Below are 17,194 nucleotides of genomic sequence, written 5' to 3'. Positions count from 1 at the left end.
ACTGCAATCGACTAAAAAAAAGGGGGATTGACCATGAGACCACAACGGAAAATAGGTCTTGTACTGCTGATGATGACACTGATTCTTGCAGCCTGCGGAGGCGGGCAGAGCAGCAATCAGACAGGCAGCGGAAGCTCAACTAGCGAGGAAAAGGTAAAGCTGACGGTCTGGCACAACTTTGCGGGTGACGATCTTCGGGCCCAAACAGTTAGAAGCTTTATCGACCAATTTGCCGCAGAGCACCCAGAGGTAACGCTGGATGCGCAGGCGATTCCAACCGACGGTTACCGTCAACGCCTGAGCACCGTGGCAGCCGCTAATGAAATGCCGGACGTATTTCTTGTATACGCGGGAAGTCAGTCTGCCGAATTTCATCAAGCAAACCTGATTCAGCCGATTACGGAAATTCTGGATGCGCATCCGGAATGGAGAGACAGCTTCCTGGATGGAGCGTTTGACCCGTATGAATTCGAAGAAGGTCAATTCTATTCCGCTCCGATTGCGATGTCCGCAACCTCGATGTTGTTCTACAACAAAGCGTTGTTCGAACAGCATAACGTAGAGGTACCGACAACGTGGGATGAGCTGATGACAGCCATTAACACCTTTAATGATAACGGCGTAACGCCGATTGCACTTGGCAACAAAGCGCCTTGGGTAGCTCAATCGACCATTATTGGCGCCATTGCAGACCGGGTAACCGGAACTGACTGGTTCGTCAATGCTGTTGCACAGCAAGGGGCGAAATTTACTGATCCTGAGTTTATCGAAGCGCTGGGTTACTTCAAACAGCTGGTAGACAACAATGCCTTCCAGGAAGGTGCAAACAGCATCGACAATACGCAGGCTGAGCAATACTTCATCCAGGGCAATGCAGCGATGATGATCAGCGGTGCGTGGACATTGACAAACCTCGCTGCATCAGCTACGGAAGAGCAAATGAAGGATATTGAAGTTACTGTAGTTCCGGCGATTCCGGAAGGCAGAGGGGAAGCCAATACGATTACGGGCGGCGCAGGCGGCGGCATGGCCCTCAGCAGCAGAACCGAAGGCAAAGCGAAAGAACTGGCGCTGGAACTGATCTACACGATGAGTGGTCCGGAAGCGCAGAAGGCGATCGCAGAGAGCAACTCCATGGTAATGTACGACACCGAGATTGACGAATCCAAAGTTACGCCTCTGTACTACAAAGCCTTTAATCTGGTGAAATCAAGCGGAATTACGCCGGTGTATGATGCTTATCTGTCTGCGGAAGCGGCTGAGGTGATCAACAACGGTCTGCAGGAGATTATGATGGGCGGCTCTGTCGAGGAAGTCGCACAGCGGCTTCAGGACGCGCAGGCCAGATCGGCTACTCCATAAGACATCTTGGATGATCACGCACGAGGATTAGGAAGGAGGCTGCCATGCCTACAGCCATGCGAAGCAAAGGATTTATAGCGATAGCGCTGCTTCCCGCGCTTCTGATTTTTCTGACATTTGTCATTGTACCGGTCTTTTGGTCGGCATACTACGGATTTTTTAGCTGGAAGGGCTTCGGGGACGCCACCTTTATCGGGCTTGACAACTATACGGAAATGTTAAAGGACCCGGTCTTCTGGCGGGCGCTCCGAAACAACCTGATTCTGGTCGTGTCATCGATCATCGGCCAAGTTCCGGTTGCCCTAATCCTGGCCATCCTGTTGTCTAAAAATTCGTTCTTTACACGCTTCATCCGGTCGGCTGTGTTCATGCCGATGGTGCTGTCCACCGTAGTTGTCGGTCTGATCTGGGGCTACATCTACCATCCGCAGTTTGGCATCGCCAACTACGTGCTGGAGCTGCTCGGACTGGAATCCTGGACCCGGGCCTGGTTGTCCGATCCGAAGGTGAACATGCTGGCGATTTCGATTCCGATCAACTGGGCCAACATCGGCCCGTATATGGTCATCTTCATCGCCGCCCTGCAGAACATCTCACCCGAGATTCATGATGCGGCGAAAATCGACGGCTCTGCCGGATGGAACAAGCTGAAGAGCATTACGTTGCCGATGATCTGGGGCACGGTGGTGGTAACCATCATTCTCTGTATCTCGGGAAGCCTGAAAGCATTCGACCATGTCATGATCATGACCGGCGGCGGACCGGCCCGCTCTACGGAGCTGCTGGCCACCTACATGTATAACAGCACCTTTGCGGTGTACCGTTACGGTTTCGGCTCGGCCGTCTCCACCATGATTATGGTGATCAGCGCATTGCTGATCGGCTTGAACTATATCATCACGCGCAGAAAGCCCAGCTAACATGAAGGAGGGAGCGATATGAGTTCATTAACGACCGGTTCCGGAAATTCCGGTTCCAGCAAGAAGACGCTGCTTAAGGGACTGTCCGGCTTCGGAAAGCTGTTGCTGTTCGTCTATGCAGTGGTTACGCTCTATCCCTTGTACTGGCTTTTCTCCAGCGCGTTCAAGACCAATCAGGATTTCTTCTCCAATCCTTACGGTCTGCCGACCGAGTGGATGACGGACAATATTTTCCGGGCTTGGGAGCTCGGAAATATGGGAAGAGCGATGCTAAATTCGACCATCGTGACGCTGGCTGCGATGGTGCTGACCATCATATTCAGCTTGCTTGCAGCCTATGCGTTATCCCGATTTCAGTTTCGTCTCAAAAAAGTCATCGTGATGCTCTTCACCGTCGGATTGCTGATTCCGATTCACAGCACCTTGGTTCCGCTATTCATCATGATGAACAAAATCGGGTTGCTGGACACCTATGGCGCGTTAATTCTGCCTTACACGGCGATTGAGCTGCCGATCGCAATCTTTCTCGGGATGGCTTACATGTCTTCCATCCCAAGGGAAATTGAAGAGGCGGCCATGATTGACGGCAGCGGCTGGTGGGGGATCTTCGGCAGAATGATCCTTCCGCTCTGCCTGCCGATTGTGGCCACCGTCTCGATCCTGGCGTTCCTCAGGTTCTGGAACGACTTCTCGTTTGCACTCGTCTTCATCAATACGCAGTCCCTGAAGACGCTGCCGCTGAGCCTGTCCCTGTTCTCGGACGGCTTCGGCACCGACTACAGCCTCACGATGAGCGCGATGGCCATTGCGGTCATTCCGACGATCGTAGCGTATCTGATCCTGCAGGAGCAGATCATGAAGGGCATGGTGGCCGGATCGATCAAGGGCTAAGCGATCGTAATGAAGCATATGAATGACCAAGCTTATAAACCATTTAACACATGAACGAATTCCCTCGCAGCAGGAGCAGGGCCTGATGAAGGCCTGCTCCTGCTGCTTTTGTTTATTTCATTACTATAGTCGTTTTATCCGTGGGGAGCATGACAACTCTGTTATTGCGGCCTTGTGCTGTCCGAGCTCTGCCTGCCCGTAATCAGGTGATCATCCCAGTCGGGAAAGGTGTCCGGTACGGCGGCTGTTTCCCGGAACTTCATTGGCGACATGCCGTAATTGGCCCGAAATACGCGGTGGAAGTAGGAGTAACTGGCAAAACCGCAGGTTTCCGCGATTTCCTCAAGCGTCATGGTGCTGTATTTCATCCGTTCTATCGCGGCATTCAGCCTGATATCCAGCGCATATTGGATCATCGTTTTGCCATAGTATTCCCGGAACAACTTCGCGGCCCGAGACTGGCTGAGGCCGACTGAAGCGGCGGCTTCCTCCAGCTTGAACGTTACCGTTGCATGCTCCTCCACGAACCGCTTCAGCCGCAGGGCGGTGAAAGCAAGGCGGTCTGCCGGCTTGGTCTCCATAATCGTCCGGTCCAGACAAAGGCAGAGACTGCGCAGTAAATAGCCGGCCAGCTCGCTGTTCTCCTCCTCAAGTCCCCGGCGCTTCTCCAGCAGCATTTGCCGCCACAACCCCAGCAGATGATCGTCCAGACCGACATGGCTGACGACAGGGCGGTTCATGCGCCCCCACCACTCATCGATCCATTCCCCGTCGCAGAATAAATAATAATCTCCGCTGGACACCCGACCGTCCTGGGCGTCGTCCTTGACTCGCAGTTCATATTCATCCCCAGGCTGCAGAAGCAGCAGGTCGCCGCCCTGTACCTGGTGAACCGTTCCGTTGCAATAGATTTCGCAGGCGCCCTCGGTTTGGAGACGGAACAGATAGGTCGTCAGGCCGCCCCGATGACTGTTGCTGAATTGCTGAAAATGGTAGGAGTAATCACAGATCAGCAGCCTTGCATCCAACATGGAAAGTACCTCCAGTAAAAATATGAGCAAATAGTTCATGTTGCAATCATATTGTTTATGTTCATTTTAGCCTATATGCATGTATGATAGTAGCAGATAGAGCAGTTACTCATTTTTTGAATTGAGGTGCGTAATAGATGAGAAGAATGAACATTGGTCTGCAGCTGTACACGCTGCGCGATGAAACAGCGAAGGATTTCCGCGGAACACTGCGCAAGGTAGCCGAGCTCGGATATGAAGGCGTAGAGTTTGCAGGATACGGCGACATTCCCGCAGAAGAAATGAAAACGCTTCTTCAAGAACTCGGTCTGAAAGCGATCGGCAGCCATGTAGGTCTGCATTTGCTTCGCGAGGACGCTCAGAAGGAAATCGATTATCTGAAGACCATCGGCGCTAAATACATGATGTGTCCGTATGTGGCTCCGGAGGAGCGCGGGGTTGAAGATTGGAAGCGCTTGTTCCCGTACCTTCAGGAAGTGGGAGAATTGGCTCGCGAGCAGGGACTGATCTTCGGTTATCATAACCATGACTTTGAATTCGAAGCCAAGGTAGAAGATGAGTTTGTGTTCGACGCGATGTATTCAGCCACAACGCCGGATGCCGTGCAAGTGGAAATGGACGTATGCTGGGTACAATTTGCCGGACAGGATCCGCTGGAGTACATCTCCAAGTATGCTGGCCGTCTGCCGCTCCTTCACCTGAAAGATTTCAGCAAGGAAGCTGATGGCAGCATGAAGACGCTGGAGCTTGGTCAAGGTTCTGTTAACCTTCCAGGCGTTATCCAGGCTGCTTCTGACGCAGGCACGGAATGGCTTATCGTGGAGCAGGATGTATGTCAGAACCCGCCGCTTCAAAGTGTTGAGAACAGCATGAACTGGCTGAAACAGAACTACCTGAACCAATTTTAATGGTTCAGGGACCACGATCAGTGCTTGATGTGTGTTGTTGTCTCATCTAACCGCTTAGCAGCATGATCCCTTTGGTTCAGGAAGCTGCCTGACCAAGCGGGATCATCATGCTAGGCCCCTGGACAGCATGTCCGCGCTTAATTAAACAAACGAACCTTTAATCGGAAAGGAAGATTGATTCATGAGCAAAGTAAGAGTAGCAGTATTCGGCTGTGGTGCTATTGCCCAGCGCAGACATATTCCTGAATATGCAGCAAATGAAAATGTTGAATTGGTCGCTTTTGCCGATCCGGTTATTGCACGTGCTGAAGAGATGGCTGCACAGTATGGCGGCAAGGCTTATGCCGACTATGAGGAGCTTCTGAAGAACGAGAAGCTGGATGCGGTTAGCGTATGTACACCGAACTATCTGCATGCGCCGATGACAATTGCTGCGGCAAATGCCGGGCTGCATGTGCTGGTAGAGAAGCCAATGGCTGCAACGACAGAAGAAGGCGAGCAAATGATCGAAGCTGCCCGCAAGAACAATGTGTTCCTGATGGTTGGCCACAATCAGCGCCTCATGCCTCCGCATGTGAAAGCGAAGGAAATTCTCGATTCCGGCCGGCTTGGTAAAGTTCTGATCTTCCGTACTTCCTTCGGCCATGGCGGTCCGGAAGGATGGAGCGTGGACGGACGCGACAGCTGGTTCTTCCGCAAGGATGAAGCGATCATGGGCGCGATGGGTGACCTTGGTGTGCATAAATCCGACTTTATCCGCTATCTTCTGAACGACGAGATCGTCGAGGTGGCAGGCTTCATCGGCACCGTTCATAAAGAAGGAACCGATGTGGACGACAACGCAACCTGCATCGTTCGCATGAAGAGCGGCGCTGTCGGCACGCTGATGGCGAGCTGGACGCACTACCGCGGCGGCGACAACGGTACGGTTCTCTGGTGTGAGCATGGCGTTATGAAGATCGGTACAGTGGAAGGCGACGAGGTTATCGTGGAGCTGACCAACGGTACTGTGGAAACCTACAAAGTCGGCGCGATGGCAACGAACGAGAAGCAAGTACCAAGCGGTGTCATTGATGAGTTCGTTGATTGCATCGTGACCAACACGCCTCCAAGAATCTCCGGTGAAGAAGGACTGCGCTCCCTGAACGTAATTCTGGGCGCATTCGAATCCCAGGCGAACGGCAAGGTCGTCAAGCTGTAATAAGGAATATGATCGAATAAATATAAAATGACCTCTGAAGTCTTCATCTTCAGGGGTCATTTTTGTTTAAGTTTGGTTGCAGATGAGGCGTTTCTATTTTCGCGGGATAAAGGATTTTATATTTTTTTATATAATTATATGATATATCAAAATTTAGGAGGGGTTCGATGGAAAGAAGACATGAGGTATTGTTTGAGCAGCTGCATACATACCGCAAGGTGCTATTGGATGTGGTTCAAGACGTATCCGAAGCTGAGGCTGAGATTGTACCGGATGGTTTCAACAACAATATTAGGTGGAATCTGGGGCATGTGGTCCTGGATCAGTACTTATGGATACGCGCGCTTACGAAAGAGGACATGCCGGTTCCGATGAGCTTTAATCAATGGTTCGGTTACGGAACCAACCCCTCGAATTTCACGGATGAAACCCCGTCATTCTCAGAATTGATCTCGCTGCTTCAGGAGCAGCCTCGCTTCATAGAGCAGCAGTACCGGGATCGGTTAGAGGAGGAGTTTCCGTCCACGGACATGGGGATGCATACCCTGGAGCAGGTGCTTGTGAGAACAATCTTCCATGAGGGACTTCATATGGGCGCCCTTTTGGCCATCAAAAACCAGATTCGAAACCATCAGCGGGTGTAGGCTGCTGATCTGGCGCCAAGAGTAGACGGCTGGCCGGAACGCAAACCGTGCTAAGTTCGGTCGTTGATGAGTATGGCTTCCCGGCTCTGTTCTTCATACTGTCTGCCGTGGTCGCGGTGACAGGTGCTCTGTTTCTGTTGTTTAATTTGCGCAGCGTTCAGCAGCATACGGCTCAGCCAAGCTCCACGATGTCCTCAGACGGCTAGTTACCCGGGAGCTGAAACAGAAATAAGACTGCGTCATGGACGCAGCCTTATATGAAACCGGGAGAATGGAGCATGACTTAGAAGCGTACGAGACTGTCGATGTGGACAGGCAGGCCGGTGGCAATGGCACGATTCGCCGCGATTCCGGTCAAGATGGACCGGGCGCCGTCGATATGGTCCGCGGCCCGCTCGAACGGATCCGGCTCCGGTTCGCCGAACAGGTCATTCAGCAGCACAGGATCTCCGCCGCCGTGTCCGCCTTCCTTTTCCTCAACCTGAACCTCATAAGGTGCTCCGAACATCGGCAGCACTTGCAGGCTTTTGCCTTTTAACGCGCCTTCGAGCTTCTTGTCCCCGCCGGAATTGACATAGGACTGCTCCACCGTCGTCATCTCGATCCGGCCCTTGGTGCCGTTGATGGCAATGCGGTATCCCTCCCACGGCTGATAGGCAACAAGGGAATAGGTCAAAATCGCTTTATTGCGATATTTCACCAGCACGCCCATCGTATCTTCAATGTTGATGCCGTCTCCGAACACGCTTTGGTCGCGCTGGTAGCCGTCCTCCGGCTCCGCATCCAGATACATGGCCTTCAGGTGGGCATTGTCATCGAGATGAAGGGCGAACGGATCTTCCTTGGCCAGCGGATTGCCGGTAGCCCGGTTGTAAAACTGGGTGACGCCGCGCTCCTCCGCGTTCTCTCTGCCATAGAACATCAAATCGCCAAAGGCAAACACGCTCTCGGGCTGGGACCCGATCCAGAAATTGACCAGATCGAAATGATGTGTGGATTTATGAACGAGCAGGCCGCCGCTGTTGCGCTTGTCCCGATGCCAGCGCCGGAAATAGTCTGCGCCGTGGCGAGTGTTCAGCAGCCATTCGAAATGAACGGATGTCACCTTGCCAATCGTGTCATTCATAATGAGCTCCCGCAGTTTCGTATGGTGAGGAGCATAGCGGTAGTTGAACGTCACCCTGATGTTTCTGCCGGTTTCCTTGGCGGCATCCAGAATCGCCTGGCATTTCTCCGCATCCACGGTCATCGGTTTCTCTGTGATGACATCGCAGCCAAGCTCCATGGCCCGGATGATGTATCTATGATGTGTCCGGTCAACGCTGGTAACGATGACAATATCGGGCTTCTCGGCAGCAATCATGTCGTCGAACCGGTCGGCAGTGTACGTAGCGATTTCAGGATGGCTGTATTTATCCCGCAGCAGCTTGTTGGCGTAGTTCATCCGGGTCTGGTTTATATCGCAAAAGGCAACCAGCTCGGAGTTCTCCCGAAACCGCGCGGCTATCGCCCCGTAGAAAAATTCTGCTCTCCCGCCTGTACCTACGAGTACATAACGCTTCCTCTTCGTGCTCATCTTAATCGCCTCCTTGATATAGGCTCAGATTATAACAATGGAGCATTTATTTCTCCGCATTTCATGCGTAACCGCTTTCAAAACCCGCTTATTTTGCTATAATTCAAGGAAAAGGGAGGGGTGTCCATGACCAAGCCGTTTCAAGCGGAGTACCATGATCCTGACGGAAAGCTTGGGATCGAATATGACCGCCGCGTCGGCCACTTCAGCATGACGGATACCCATTTGCATGAACACTATGAGCTGTATTATTTGATGTCCGGGGAGCGGGTGTATTTCATCAAGGATCGCTCATACCGCATCAAGGCGGGCGATCTGGTGTTTGTGGATCGGAACACGGTGCATCGAACGCTGGACAGCGGAAGGCCGGATCATGACCGGATTGTGTTCTATATTGAGCCGGAGCTGATCGAGGGAGCCTGTTCTGACGACTTGGCAGGAATGCTCCTGGAGCCGTTCCGGTGGGATGTCCCGATTCTGCGGCTGCCTTCGCCGGAGGACGAGGTGTTGGCACGGGGGATCGATGATATATTTGGGGAGCTGCTGCATCCGGGAGAAGGAAGCGGTATGCTGCTTCGGCATCGGACGCTGGAGCTGCTGCTGTACGCTTACCGGAACCGGGAGGCGGGGAGGGTCGGCAATGCTGAAGATGGGCCGCCGGTTGTTCACCCTCGTATGCAGGCGATCGTGCGCTATGTGAATGATAATTATAGAAAATCGCTGGCGCTGACCGAGGTGGCCGGTACGTTCCGGATCAGTCCGTATTACCTTAGCCGTCTGTTTAAACAAACGACAGGCTTTGCCTTCAGCGACTATCTGAACCTGCTCCGCATCCGGGAGGCCCAGCGTCTGCTGCGCGAGACGGACCTTGCCGTCACCGAGATCGCATGGAGCGCGGGCTTCGGCAACTTCTCCCACTTCGGCAAGATGTTCAAGCGAACCGTGGGCGCTTCGCCGCGGGAGTATCGGCGGAGGTACAGGCGATGAGAGAGGAGAGAAGGTAACGAGGGGAATAATGATCGGCGCCAGCCGGGAAATGCGCCTCGCTCAAGTTTCATGGATCTGGCCGGAGTTGCTCGAATGGCCTCCATGTTATTCGTACATATGAGAATAGGCCAGCCCATAGTCGTATCTGGCTGACCGAATCAGTTGAAATGTCCCTGGCTGCGAAAAGCCCAGGGACATTCTTGTTGTAATACAGGGAGGATCGCTTAAGACGATCCGTAAATGCAAGGTGTTGATGCGAGCGTTATTGTCCCTCAAACTTCGCCTTCAGCACGCCGAAGTTCAGCTGCGATGTGCTGTCCAGCACGACATCGGCATGCGGGAAGTGAGAGGCATTGCCGATCGCTACAGCGAACATGCCGGCAGCCTTAATGGCGTCCACGCCAGAGACGGCGTCTTCGACGCCGATGCAGTCTGCCGGATCTGCGCCGAGGGCCGCGGCAGCTGTCAGGAAAATTTCAGGATCGGGCTTGTTGTTCTTCAGTGTGTTCACATCCACGATCACATCGAATTGATCCTCAATGCCGAGCCGATGGATGACGGTTGGCGCATTTTTGCTGGCTGAGGCGATGCCGGTTTTGACACCGCTGCTGCGGATCTCCTTCACGAAATCGGTCACGCCCGGCAGCAGATCAGCCGGGGTGATCTTCTCGATCAGCTCCACGTACAGCTTGTTCTTCCGGTCTGCGAGCTGGTCCAGCTCCGCATCGGAATATGCGATTGGCGTTTCCGCCTGGCTGAGCAGCAGCTTCAGGGAGTCCATCCGGGATACGCCTTTCAGGTTCTCGTTGAATTCACGGGTGAACGGAATGCCGAGTTCCTCGGCAATCGCCTTCCAGGCCAGGTAATGGTACTCGGCTGTGTCGGTAATTACGCCATCCAGATCAAAAATGACAGCTTTCAAAGTTTGGTTCGCAACCATGTTAATCAGTACTCCTTTTCTATGGACGATATGTTGATGGGAACGAAGTGTCTTACTTACCGCTCAAGGCTGCCGCAAGTTGGCGCTCGATCGGCTTGCCGGCCTCCAGCACAACGGTCTCTTCGTACAGCTTGACCTCAATCGCATCTCCTTCCACCAGTTCCAGCGTCACGCCGTCATTCTTGATCCGCACGTTGATCAAGCGGCCGCGGAAGGTCAGACGGAAGGCGTACTGTTCCCAATCCTTCGGAATCGCAGGCGAGAGGGAGAGGCCGCTCTCCTTCAGGCGCATGCCGGCAAATCCGTACACGATGGACATCCACGTTCCGCCCATATTGGCCATGTGAAGGCCGTCTTTGGTGTTGCCATGCGTGTTGTCCAGATCAAGACGAGCCGTCTCGATGAAGTAATCGTATGCCTTGTCCATGTTGCCGATCTTCGAAGCCATAATGCTGAAGATACAGGACGAGAGGGAGGAGTCATGCGTCGTAATTCCCTCATAGTAATCATAGGAGCGGCGAATCGTCTCCAGATCCTGCTCATCCTCCAGCAGAAAATGCGCGAGCACCGTGTCCGCCTGCTTACATACCTGATAGCGGTAAATGGTCAGCGGATGGTAGTGCAGCAGCAGCGGGTAGTTCTCCTTCGGCGTATTCTCAAAATCCCACACGGCCTTGCGCAGGAAGGTATCGTCCTGCGGATTGATGCCGAGGGTCTCGTCATATGGAAGCAGCATCGCGGCAGCGGCTTTCTCCCAGGCCGATACCTCCTCTTCCGTGACGCCCAGGCGCTGGAGCAGCTCGGCAGCAGCAGCTTCGTTGAATGCTTTCAGAATCGATACGCTTTTGGCTGCCCACTTCAGGTTGTGCTTGGCCATGACGTTGGTGTAGTAGTTGTTGTTCACACAGCAGGTGTACTCGTCCGGACCGGTCACCTCATCAATGTGGAAGGCACCGCCGTAGTAGTGCCCGATCTCCGCCCACAGGCGTGCGGTTTCAATCAGCACTTCGGCGCCGTATTTCAGCAAGAAGTCCTGGTCCTGCTCCGCCAGATAATACTGGATGTAGCTGTAGGCGATATCAGCGCTGATGTGATATTGGGCTGTGCCCGAAGGGAAGAAGGACGAGCATTCAGTTCCGGCAATGGTCCGCCAAGGGAACAGCGCGCCTTTCTTGTGTCCCATCTCGCGGGCTCTGTCTCTGGCCTGCTCCAGCGTCGAATAGCGGTACAGCAGCAGCTGACGGGCGATATCCGGCTGTGTCATAAGGAACACAGGGAACATGTAAATTTCCGTATCCCAGAAATAATGTCCTTCATAGCCTTCGCCGCTCAGGCCTTTGGCGGCAATGTTGCTGTGCTTGTCGCGTCCGGCGGACTGCAGCAGCTGGAACAGATTGAACCGGATTCCTTCCTGGAGCTTGTCGTCATTGCGAATGATGACATCCGCCGACATCCAGTAATCGTTCAGATACTTCGTCTGCTCGGCAACAAGATCGTCAAAGGACAGGCCTGCCAGACCTTCCTGCAGCTCGGCGCCCGTGTCGGTGATATGATCGCCGTGACGCATGCTGTCTGTGTACACGTTGTACTTCGTAAGGGAGACGGCTTCCGTGAGCGTGAATGCAGCCGTGTACGTAATCAATCCTTGTTCCGGCGATGCATCCAGACGGACATCGGCCTCGGTATCGAGACGGTGACTGGTCACACAGGAGGCGCGAAGGCGCGAAGACATCGTTTCGTCAACAACCCAGCCGTAGCTGTCTTTTACACCGGTATCCACCACGGTCATGCGCTCGGCATGCCCTGCTCCGACCCGGGGATCCTTCGGATTGGTGTAGTTCTTCACCTTCCCGTTCAGGGTGGACACGATGGTCACAGGGCCGTTATAGTTGACGGGCTCGATCCGGACATGGATCGCAAACAGCTCCCGATGCCGGAAGGACACGAGGCGACGGAAGACGAAGCGAACTTCCTTGCCGCCAGGCGATTTCCACTGGACAACCCGCTCCGAGAAGCCCTTGTCCATATGAAGACGGCGCTCATAGGCCGTAATGGTGCCCTGGTCGAGACGGAACGGCACCTGCTCGTCGCCCAGATAGATCATGATGGTTTGGGCATCAATGTTGTTTACAAGTTTTTGCTGTGTATCGGGAAAGGCGAATAGCTTCTCGCCGTAAGGAATTTCAATGACATCGTGAAAAGCGTTCAGGTAGGTGCCGCGAATCGTGGACATCGCGTCCCCGTAGCCCTCCTCGAAATTGCCGCGCACACCGATGTAACCGTTTCCTAGCGCGAACAAGCTTTCCGCATTCAGCAGTTCCTGCTGAGTCAGTTCAGGGTTAGAGATCATCCAGGTCATTATCTATATTTCCTCCTAGCGTGGTTATGTTTGAATTTTAGTTCGGGAAGGGCTAAGATTATACTAAAATATTTGTTTTTTTATCAATATTTTTAGGTGGTGGCGAAATTATGAGAGCGTCTTCCCGTACCGGAAATCAGCAGCCGCATTACTTGTCCTCCCGCATGCAATATTTGCGCGAAAACTTCATTCATCCGCCGTTTGACTACGAGTTCGAGCTGATGGAAGCGATCCGGCTAGGCGATGAGAATCGGGCGATGGATATGCTGCGGAAGATCAACGAACTGGAAGCTGCCGTATTGGCTGTATATCCGCTTCGTTCGAAGAAAAATGCGCTGATTGCTTCCTGCACGCTCTATACCCGAGCGATCATCCGGGGGGGCGTCGATCCGGAAATTGCCTTCCATCTCAGCGATACCATCATACTGGAAATCGAAAAAATCACCGACGTCGAGCGGCTGATGCATTTTGAATACGAGATGCTGGTTCAGTTCGTGGCTATGGTTCGCCGGGAAAAGGAAGATCTCTCCTACTCCCATATTGTGAACCTGACGATATATTATATTCGTGAACATATTTTTGAGGAGCTATCGCTGCAACGAATCGCCGAGGTGCTTGGCGTTAATCCGAGCTATTTGTCTGACCGCTTCAAGCGTGAAACGGGCGTGTCGCTGACCGGCTATATTAACCGAAGGAAAGTCGAGGAATCGAAGCATCTGCTCATCCACACGAACCAGCCGATCTCGGAGATTGCCTTCACCTTCAAATTTTGCAGCCAAAGCTACTATACGCAGGTGTTCAAGCAATTTACCGGCATGACCCCGAGGCAGTTCAGGCATCACGAGGCCACAAGCATCCATGACTAAAGGATGTCCCGAATCATCCTATACTACAGAAAGCAGATGAAATCATGAACGGTCTGAAGCATAGAATACGCAACTGGAATTTGGAGAAAAAGCTGATCGCAGCCTTTTCCTGTTTTATTATCGCGCCGCTGATCCTGATCGGAGGGATCATCTCCTGGGTGTATGTGGACCAGAACCGAAGCACGGTGATCGAAGCTGCGGTGGAGAACAACAAGCAGATTATTAAAAACATCGATACTTCACTGCAGCCGCTCCTCCGGCTGTCGATGTTTCCGATTCAGGATGCAACGCTGTACCAGATCATGCGCAAGAACTATGACGAGGTATCCAATCCGCTACTGGAGAAGGGCCAGGATTTTGACAGAGTGAACGGATTGATTCAGAGCGGCATCATGCTGTATACCGATATCATTGACTCGGTTGCCATTTACCATGAGAATAACCGTTTTATTGTGGGAAGAAGCAATCTGGAATATATGAATTATGCTTACTTTCAGGAGAGATTCATCGATGAGCCGTTCGTTCAGACGATCAGGGAGAGCAAAGGGCATTTCGTGCCCATCGGCATCCATCGGGATGAACTGCTGTCCGCCCGAGGCGAGCAGGTGGTGTCGGTCGGCCGGGCGATTCTGGACCCGTACACCAAGCAGGATCTCGGCTTTATCCTGTTTAACATTTCCGCGGACAGGCTGAAGACGCTCTGGAGCGAGACGGCGTTCTCGGAGCAAACCCGCTTTTATCTGATCGACGAGGACCAGCGCATTATTCACAGTGCGCAGCCGGAAGAGATCGGCCAGCATGTGGCAGACGTGCTTGGCAGCGATGCGGAGGTTCATGATGATGATAGCGGAGCTGTCACGCGGGTGTCCCGGGATGTGTACACGATTTCCTCGTCCTCTGCGCTCACGGGCTGGAAGGCGGTGACGGTTGTGCCGAAGAAGGATCTGTTCTCTATGGTGTATCTCATGGTGTCGGTGCTTGCCCTCATCCTGATCCTGCTGCTGGTGCTGCTGATCTTCACTTCTGTCCGCATCGCGAGAACGATCATGAAGCCGCTGTCGGTGCTAAATCACAAAATGAAGCTTGTCTCCCAAGGACAGCTTGATGTAAGCTTCGATACGGGACTGCAAGGAGAAATTGGTGATATTAGCGGCACGGTGGATCAGATGCTGCAGGAGATCCGAGGATTGATCAGCCGGATCTATGTCGAGGAGGAAGAGAAGCGCCGCTTGGAGATGAATGCGCTGCAATCGCAGATCCGGCCTCATTTTATATACAATACGCTGAATGTCATCCGCTGGATGGCCAAAATACAGGGAGCCGCCGGCATTGAAGAGGCGCTGCAAGCCTTCTCGTCGGTCATCAAGTTCACGGCGAAGAAAGAGGGACATGTGGTGACGGTGGCTGAAGAGGTGGAGTTCCTGCAGAACTATACGAAAATTTTGGATTTCCGTTATTTTAACAAGTTTGATGTCACATACAATATCGACCCGGCGGTCACGGAATACCGGACGCTCAAATTTTTGCTCCAGCCTTTGGTGGAAAATGCGGTTTTTCACGGATTTGAAGGCATTGACTATAAAGGGCTGTTGATGGTCTCCATCTATGAAGAAGACGGGGCGCTGATCATGAAGGTTGAGGATAACGGGCGCGGTTTTCCGGAGCAAGGGCAGCTGGAGAAGCCGGCCGCCGGGCCAAGCGATGGGTTTAATTCCATCGGACTTACCAATATACGGAACCGAATCCGCCTTCATTTCGGGCCGGAGTACGACCTGCATATCGACAGAAGAGCGCAGGGCGGAACGGTCGTCACGATTCGGGTTCCGATCATCCTAGAGGAATAACGGCAGGGGGATAACAAGTGCGAATACTGGTCGTAGACGATGAACCGCTTGTCCGGATCGGGATCAAATCCGCGATTGATTGGCAGGCTCACGGAGCCGAGATTGTCGGGGAGGCCGAAGACGGGGAGCAGGCGCTGCGGATGATGACAGAGCTGTCGCCGGATGTCGTGCTGCTGGACATCAAAATGCCGAAGATGGATGGCATCGAGGTGCTGCGGGTGGCAAAGGACCGGCAGCTGCCGCCGAAAATCGTAGTGCTCAGCAGCTTTGATGAGATGGTCTATGTGAAGGAAGCGATGAAGCTCGGGGCGTTTGATTATTTTCATAAACCGGATATGAATGAACAGGAGCTAACGGCCATGCTGAACAGCATTCGGGAGCAGTTCGGGGTGAGCCATATCCCGGCTTCGCCCGGGATGGCAACGGATGCAGCTGCATCCGGCAAGGACAAGGCACTGTACGATGCGCTGCATGGCCATAGCTTCGATCTGTCCGGGACAAGCCTTAAAGAAGGAAATATCTATGTCGTTCTGTTCCGCGTGAAACAGTATCACAGTGTCATGAAGAGGTATTCCGAGGGCTCGGAAATGGTGCTGCCCAGCACGATCCAGCACGTGATTCAGGAGATGCTGTCCAGTGAGAAGGAAATTGAATATCTTCGGCTCAGCCGGGAGATGAGCGCCGTGCTGATCAGCAACAGTGAGTTGAAGAGCCTGCTCGCTTCGCTGAACCGGGTGAACAATGTCGTCCAGATGATCAGCTCGGCGCTGAAGCGATTTGTGAATATTGATATCATACTTGGCATCAGCGACTGGTGTGCTGATTTCACAGGGATCACCCGCGGTTACAAGCAGGCATCCAAGGCGCTGTCTCATTATTTCTACCGTCCGGATGATGCGGTGTTCTACTACCAGCATTTGAAGGTCGGGAGCAGCGAGGTGCGAAGACAGGCCGATGAAGCGGTTGTTCAGATGAAGTCGGCGCTTCGTGACGGGGACAGCCGCCAATTTCTGGATCTGCTTGGCCGCTGGGAGCAGCTGCTCTTGCAGGGAGCATGCATGGACCCTCAGGATGTCAAGAAGGTGTATGAAGGTCTGCTGTTTATGATGGGCGAGGGAGCCGCAGACAGCACGGCTGTTGGCAGTGACGGACCGATGCGCAGCGTTGAGGAAATTGAGAGTTTCCGCGAGCTGTCTGCGTATTACCGCCTTATTTTCGAGGATCGGCTCGGTTCCCGGGAACGCAAGGCGCACAAGGGCTACAGCCAGCTGACCCGCAACATTATCGCTTATGCGGAAGAGCATTATAAGGATAGCCTGTCTTTGAAATTGTTCGGTGACCAGTTTCATGTCAGTCCGAATTATGTCAGCCGTCTGTTCAAGCAGGAGGTTGGACAGGGGCTGTTCGATTATATAAACGCGCTGCGGATTGAGAAGGCGAAGGAGCTGCTGAAGGATTACCGCTACAAAATTTACGATGTGGCCGAGATGGTCGGATTTCATAATCAAGCGCATTTTGCGATTGTGTTCCAGAAGTATGCCGGTGTCTCGCCAAAGCAATATCGGAAAGAAGAAGTGTGATTTAAGAAAAGAAAGTGCAATCTGTGATAAAACACGGAAAATTGCGGCATAGATACGATTAGATAAATAGTCAATTTCAAAGGGG

Annotated in this window: 15 protein-coding genes; 11 read left to right on the top strand and 4 right to left on the bottom strand. The window is 53.1% G+C overall.

Translation table 11 applies throughout. The features are described from left to right. Positions 1–33: 33 nt before the first annotated feature. Genes CHH75_RS11850 through CHH75_RS11840 form a run of 3 tightly spaced genes read left to right on the top strand, consistent with a single transcriptional unit; the run spans position 34 to position 3,173 of the window. Complete coding sequence (locus CHH75_RS11850) at positions 34–1,362, top strand: extracellular solute-binding protein (protein WP_095398238.1); 1,329 nt, start codon at positions 34–36, stop codon at positions 1,360–1,362. 44 nt (positions 1,363–1,406) lie between these two features. Further along, entirely contained in the window at positions 1,407–2,282 is an 876-nt protein-coding gene (locus tag CHH75_RS11845; RefSeq protein WP_095264386.1) for a carbohydrate ABC transporter permease, read from the top strand. A gap of 18 nt (positions 2,283–2,300) precedes the next feature. Beyond that, complete coding sequence (locus CHH75_RS11840; protein WP_095398237.1) at positions 2,301–3,173, top strand: carbohydrate ABC transporter permease; 873 nt, start codon at positions 2,301–2,303, stop codon at positions 3,171–3,173. Positions 3,174–3,334: 161 nt separating this feature from the next. On the opposite strand, the gene CHH75_RS11835 is transcribed toward CHH75_RS11840, so the two are convergent. Then, positions 3,335–4,204 (bottom strand): helix-turn-helix domain-containing protein, encoded by an 870-nt coding sequence (locus CHH75_RS11835; protein ID WP_176475540.1) that lies wholly within the window; start codon positions 4,202–4,204, stop codon positions 3,335–3,337. A 137-nt stretch (positions 4,205–4,341) separates the two neighbouring features. On the opposite strand from CHH75_RS11835, the gene CHH75_RS11830 reads away from it, so the two are divergent. The 4 genes from CHH75_RS11830 (at position 4,342) to CHH75_RS24850 (ending at position 7,163) form a co-directional block, all read left to right on the top strand. After that, the gene (locus CHH75_RS11830; protein ID WP_095398236.1) at positions 4,342–5,112 is read left to right on the top strand and encodes a sugar phosphate isomerase/epimerase family protein; all 771 of its coding nucleotides are present in this window, start codon (positions 4,342–4,344) and stop codon (positions 5,110–5,112) included. A gap of 181 nt (positions 5,113–5,293) precedes the next feature. Next, the gene (locus CHH75_RS11825; RefSeq protein ID WP_095264392.1) at positions 5,294–6,313 is read left to right on the top strand and encodes a Gfo/Idh/MocA family protein; all 1,020 of its coding nucleotides are present in this window, start codon (positions 5,294–5,296) and stop codon (positions 6,311–6,313) included. A 167-nt stretch (positions 6,314–6,480) separates the two neighbouring features. Continuing rightward, on the top strand, positions 6,481–6,957 hold the full coding sequence (locus tag CHH75_RS11820; protein ID WP_095398235.1) for a DinB family protein: 477 nt from the start codon (positions 6,481–6,483) through the stop codon (positions 6,955–6,957). 47 nt (positions 6,958–7,004) lie between these two features. Further along, complete coding sequence (locus CHH75_RS24850) at positions 7,005–7,163, top strand: hypothetical protein (RefSeq protein WP_176475539.1); 159 nt, start codon at positions 7,005–7,007, stop codon at positions 7,161–7,163. A gap of 77 nt (positions 7,164–7,240) precedes the next feature. Here CHH75_RS24850 and CHH75_RS11815 read toward each other — a convergent pair whose 3' ends face one another. Beyond that, entirely contained in the window at positions 7,241–8,533 is a 1,293-nt protein-coding gene (locus tag CHH75_RS11815) for a Gfo/Idh/MocA family oxidoreductase (RefSeq protein ID WP_095264468.1), read from the bottom strand. Between the two features lie 126 nt (positions 8,534–8,659). Here CHH75_RS11815 and CHH75_RS11810 point away from each other — a divergent pair, with 126 nt between their 5' ends. Further along, a complete protein-coding gene (locus CHH75_RS11810) occupies positions 8,660–9,520 on the top strand; it encodes a helix-turn-helix transcriptional regulator (RefSeq protein ID WP_095264470.1) in 861 nt (286 codons plus the stop codon). A gap of 262 nt (positions 9,521–9,782) precedes the next feature. Here CHH75_RS11810 and pgmB read toward each other — a convergent pair whose 3' ends face one another. Both pgmB and CHH75_RS11800 read right to left on the bottom strand, forming a co-directional pair. Further along, positions 9,783–10,460, bottom strand: a complete 678-nt coding sequence (gene pgmB / locus CHH75_RS11805) for a beta-phosphoglucomutase (RefSeq protein WP_095398234.1) — start codon at positions 10,458–10,460, stop codon at positions 9,783–9,785. A gap of 52 nt (positions 10,461–10,512) precedes the next feature. Next, on the bottom strand, positions 10,513–12,819 hold the full coding sequence (locus CHH75_RS11800; RefSeq protein WP_095398233.1) for a glycoside hydrolase family 65 protein: 2,307 nt from the start codon (positions 12,817–12,819) through the stop codon (positions 10,513–10,515). Between the two features lie 110 nt (positions 12,820–12,929). Here CHH75_RS11800 and CHH75_RS11795 point away from each other — a divergent pair, with 110 nt between their 5' ends. Genes CHH75_RS11795 through CHH75_RS11785 form a run of 3 tightly spaced genes read left to right on the top strand, consistent with a single transcriptional unit; the run spans position 12,930 to position 17,109 of the window. Beyond that, positions 12,930–13,685, top strand: a complete 756-nt coding sequence (locus tag CHH75_RS11795; protein WP_095264476.1) for a helix-turn-helix transcriptional regulator — start codon at positions 12,930–12,932, stop codon at positions 13,683–13,685. Between the two features lie 44 nt (positions 13,686–13,729). Continuing rightward, on the top strand, positions 13,730–15,529 hold the full coding sequence (locus CHH75_RS11790; RefSeq protein WP_095398232.1) for a cache domain-containing sensor histidine kinase: 1,800 nt from the start codon (positions 13,730–13,732) through the stop codon (positions 15,527–15,529). A gap of 17 nt (positions 15,530–15,546) precedes the next feature. Then, a complete protein-coding gene (locus tag CHH75_RS11785; RefSeq protein ID WP_095398231.1) occupies positions 15,547–17,109 on the top strand; it encodes a response regulator transcription factor in 1,563 nt (520 codons plus the stop codon). The last annotated feature ends 85 nt before the right edge of the window (positions 17,110–17,194 follow it).

This window comes from Paenibacillus sp. 7541 (assembly GCF_002276395.1).
Lineage (GTDB): Bacteria > Bacillota > Bacilli > Paenibacillales > Paenibacillaceae > Paenibacillus_AQ > Paenibacillus_AQ campinasensis.
The sequence above is the reverse complement of the archived record's forward strand: the minus strand, read 5'-3'. Positions and strand labels throughout refer to the sequence as shown.

What these genes read in the sequence shown, in the direction of transcription:
- CHH75_RS11800 (WP_095398233.1), bottom strand. Translation starts at nt 12,819, where the DNA reads ATGACCTGGATGATCTCTAACCCTGAACTGACTCAGCAGGAACTGCTG.
- CHH75_RS11850 (WP_095398238.1), top strand. Translation starts at nt 34, where the DNA reads ATGAGACCACAACGGAAAATAGGTCTTGTACTGCTGATGATGACACTG.
- CHH75_RS11790 (WP_095398232.1), top strand. Translation starts at nt 13,730, where the DNA reads ATGAACGGTCTGAAGCATAGAATACGCAACTGGAATTTGGAGAAAAAG.
- CHH75_RS11820 (WP_095398235.1), top strand. Translation starts at nt 6,481, where the DNA reads ATGGAAAGAAGACATGAGGTATTGTTTGAGCAGCTGCATACATACCGC.
- CHH75_RS11815 (WP_095264468.1), bottom strand. Translation starts at nt 8,533, where the DNA reads ATGAGCACGAAGAGGAAGCGTTATGTACTCGTAGGTACAGGCGGGAGA.
- CHH75_RS11825 (WP_095264392.1), top strand. Translation starts at nt 5,294, where the DNA reads ATGAGCAAAGTAAGAGTAGCAGTATTCGGCTGTGGTGCTATTGCCCAG.
- CHH75_RS11840 (WP_095398237.1), top strand. Translation starts at nt 2,301, where the DNA reads ATGAGTTCATTAACGACCGGTTCCGGAAATTCCGGTTCCAGCAAGAAG.
- CHH75_RS11810 (WP_095264470.1), top strand. Translation starts at nt 8,660, where the DNA reads ATGACCAAGCCGTTTCAAGCGGAGTACCATGATCCTGACGGAAAGCTT.
- pgmB (WP_095398234.1), bottom strand. Translation starts at nt 10,460, where the DNA reads ATGGTTGCGAACCAAACTTTGAAAGCTGTCATTTTTGATCTGGATGGC.
- CHH75_RS11835 (WP_176475540.1), bottom strand. Translation starts at nt 4,204, where the DNA reads ATGTTGGATGCAAGGCTGCTGATCTGTGATTACTCCTACCATTTTCAG.
- CHH75_RS11830 (WP_095398236.1), top strand. Translation starts at nt 4,342, where the DNA reads ATGAGAAGAATGAACATTGGTCTGCAGCTGTACACGCTGCGCGATGAA.
- CHH75_RS11845 (WP_095264386.1), top strand. Translation starts at nt 1,407, where the DNA reads ATGCCTACAGCCATGCGAAGCAAAGGATTTATAGCGATAGCGCTGCTT.
- CHH75_RS11795 (WP_095264476.1), top strand. Translation starts at nt 12,930, where the DNA reads ATGAGAGCGTCTTCCCGTACCGGAAATCAGCAGCCGCATTACTTGTCC.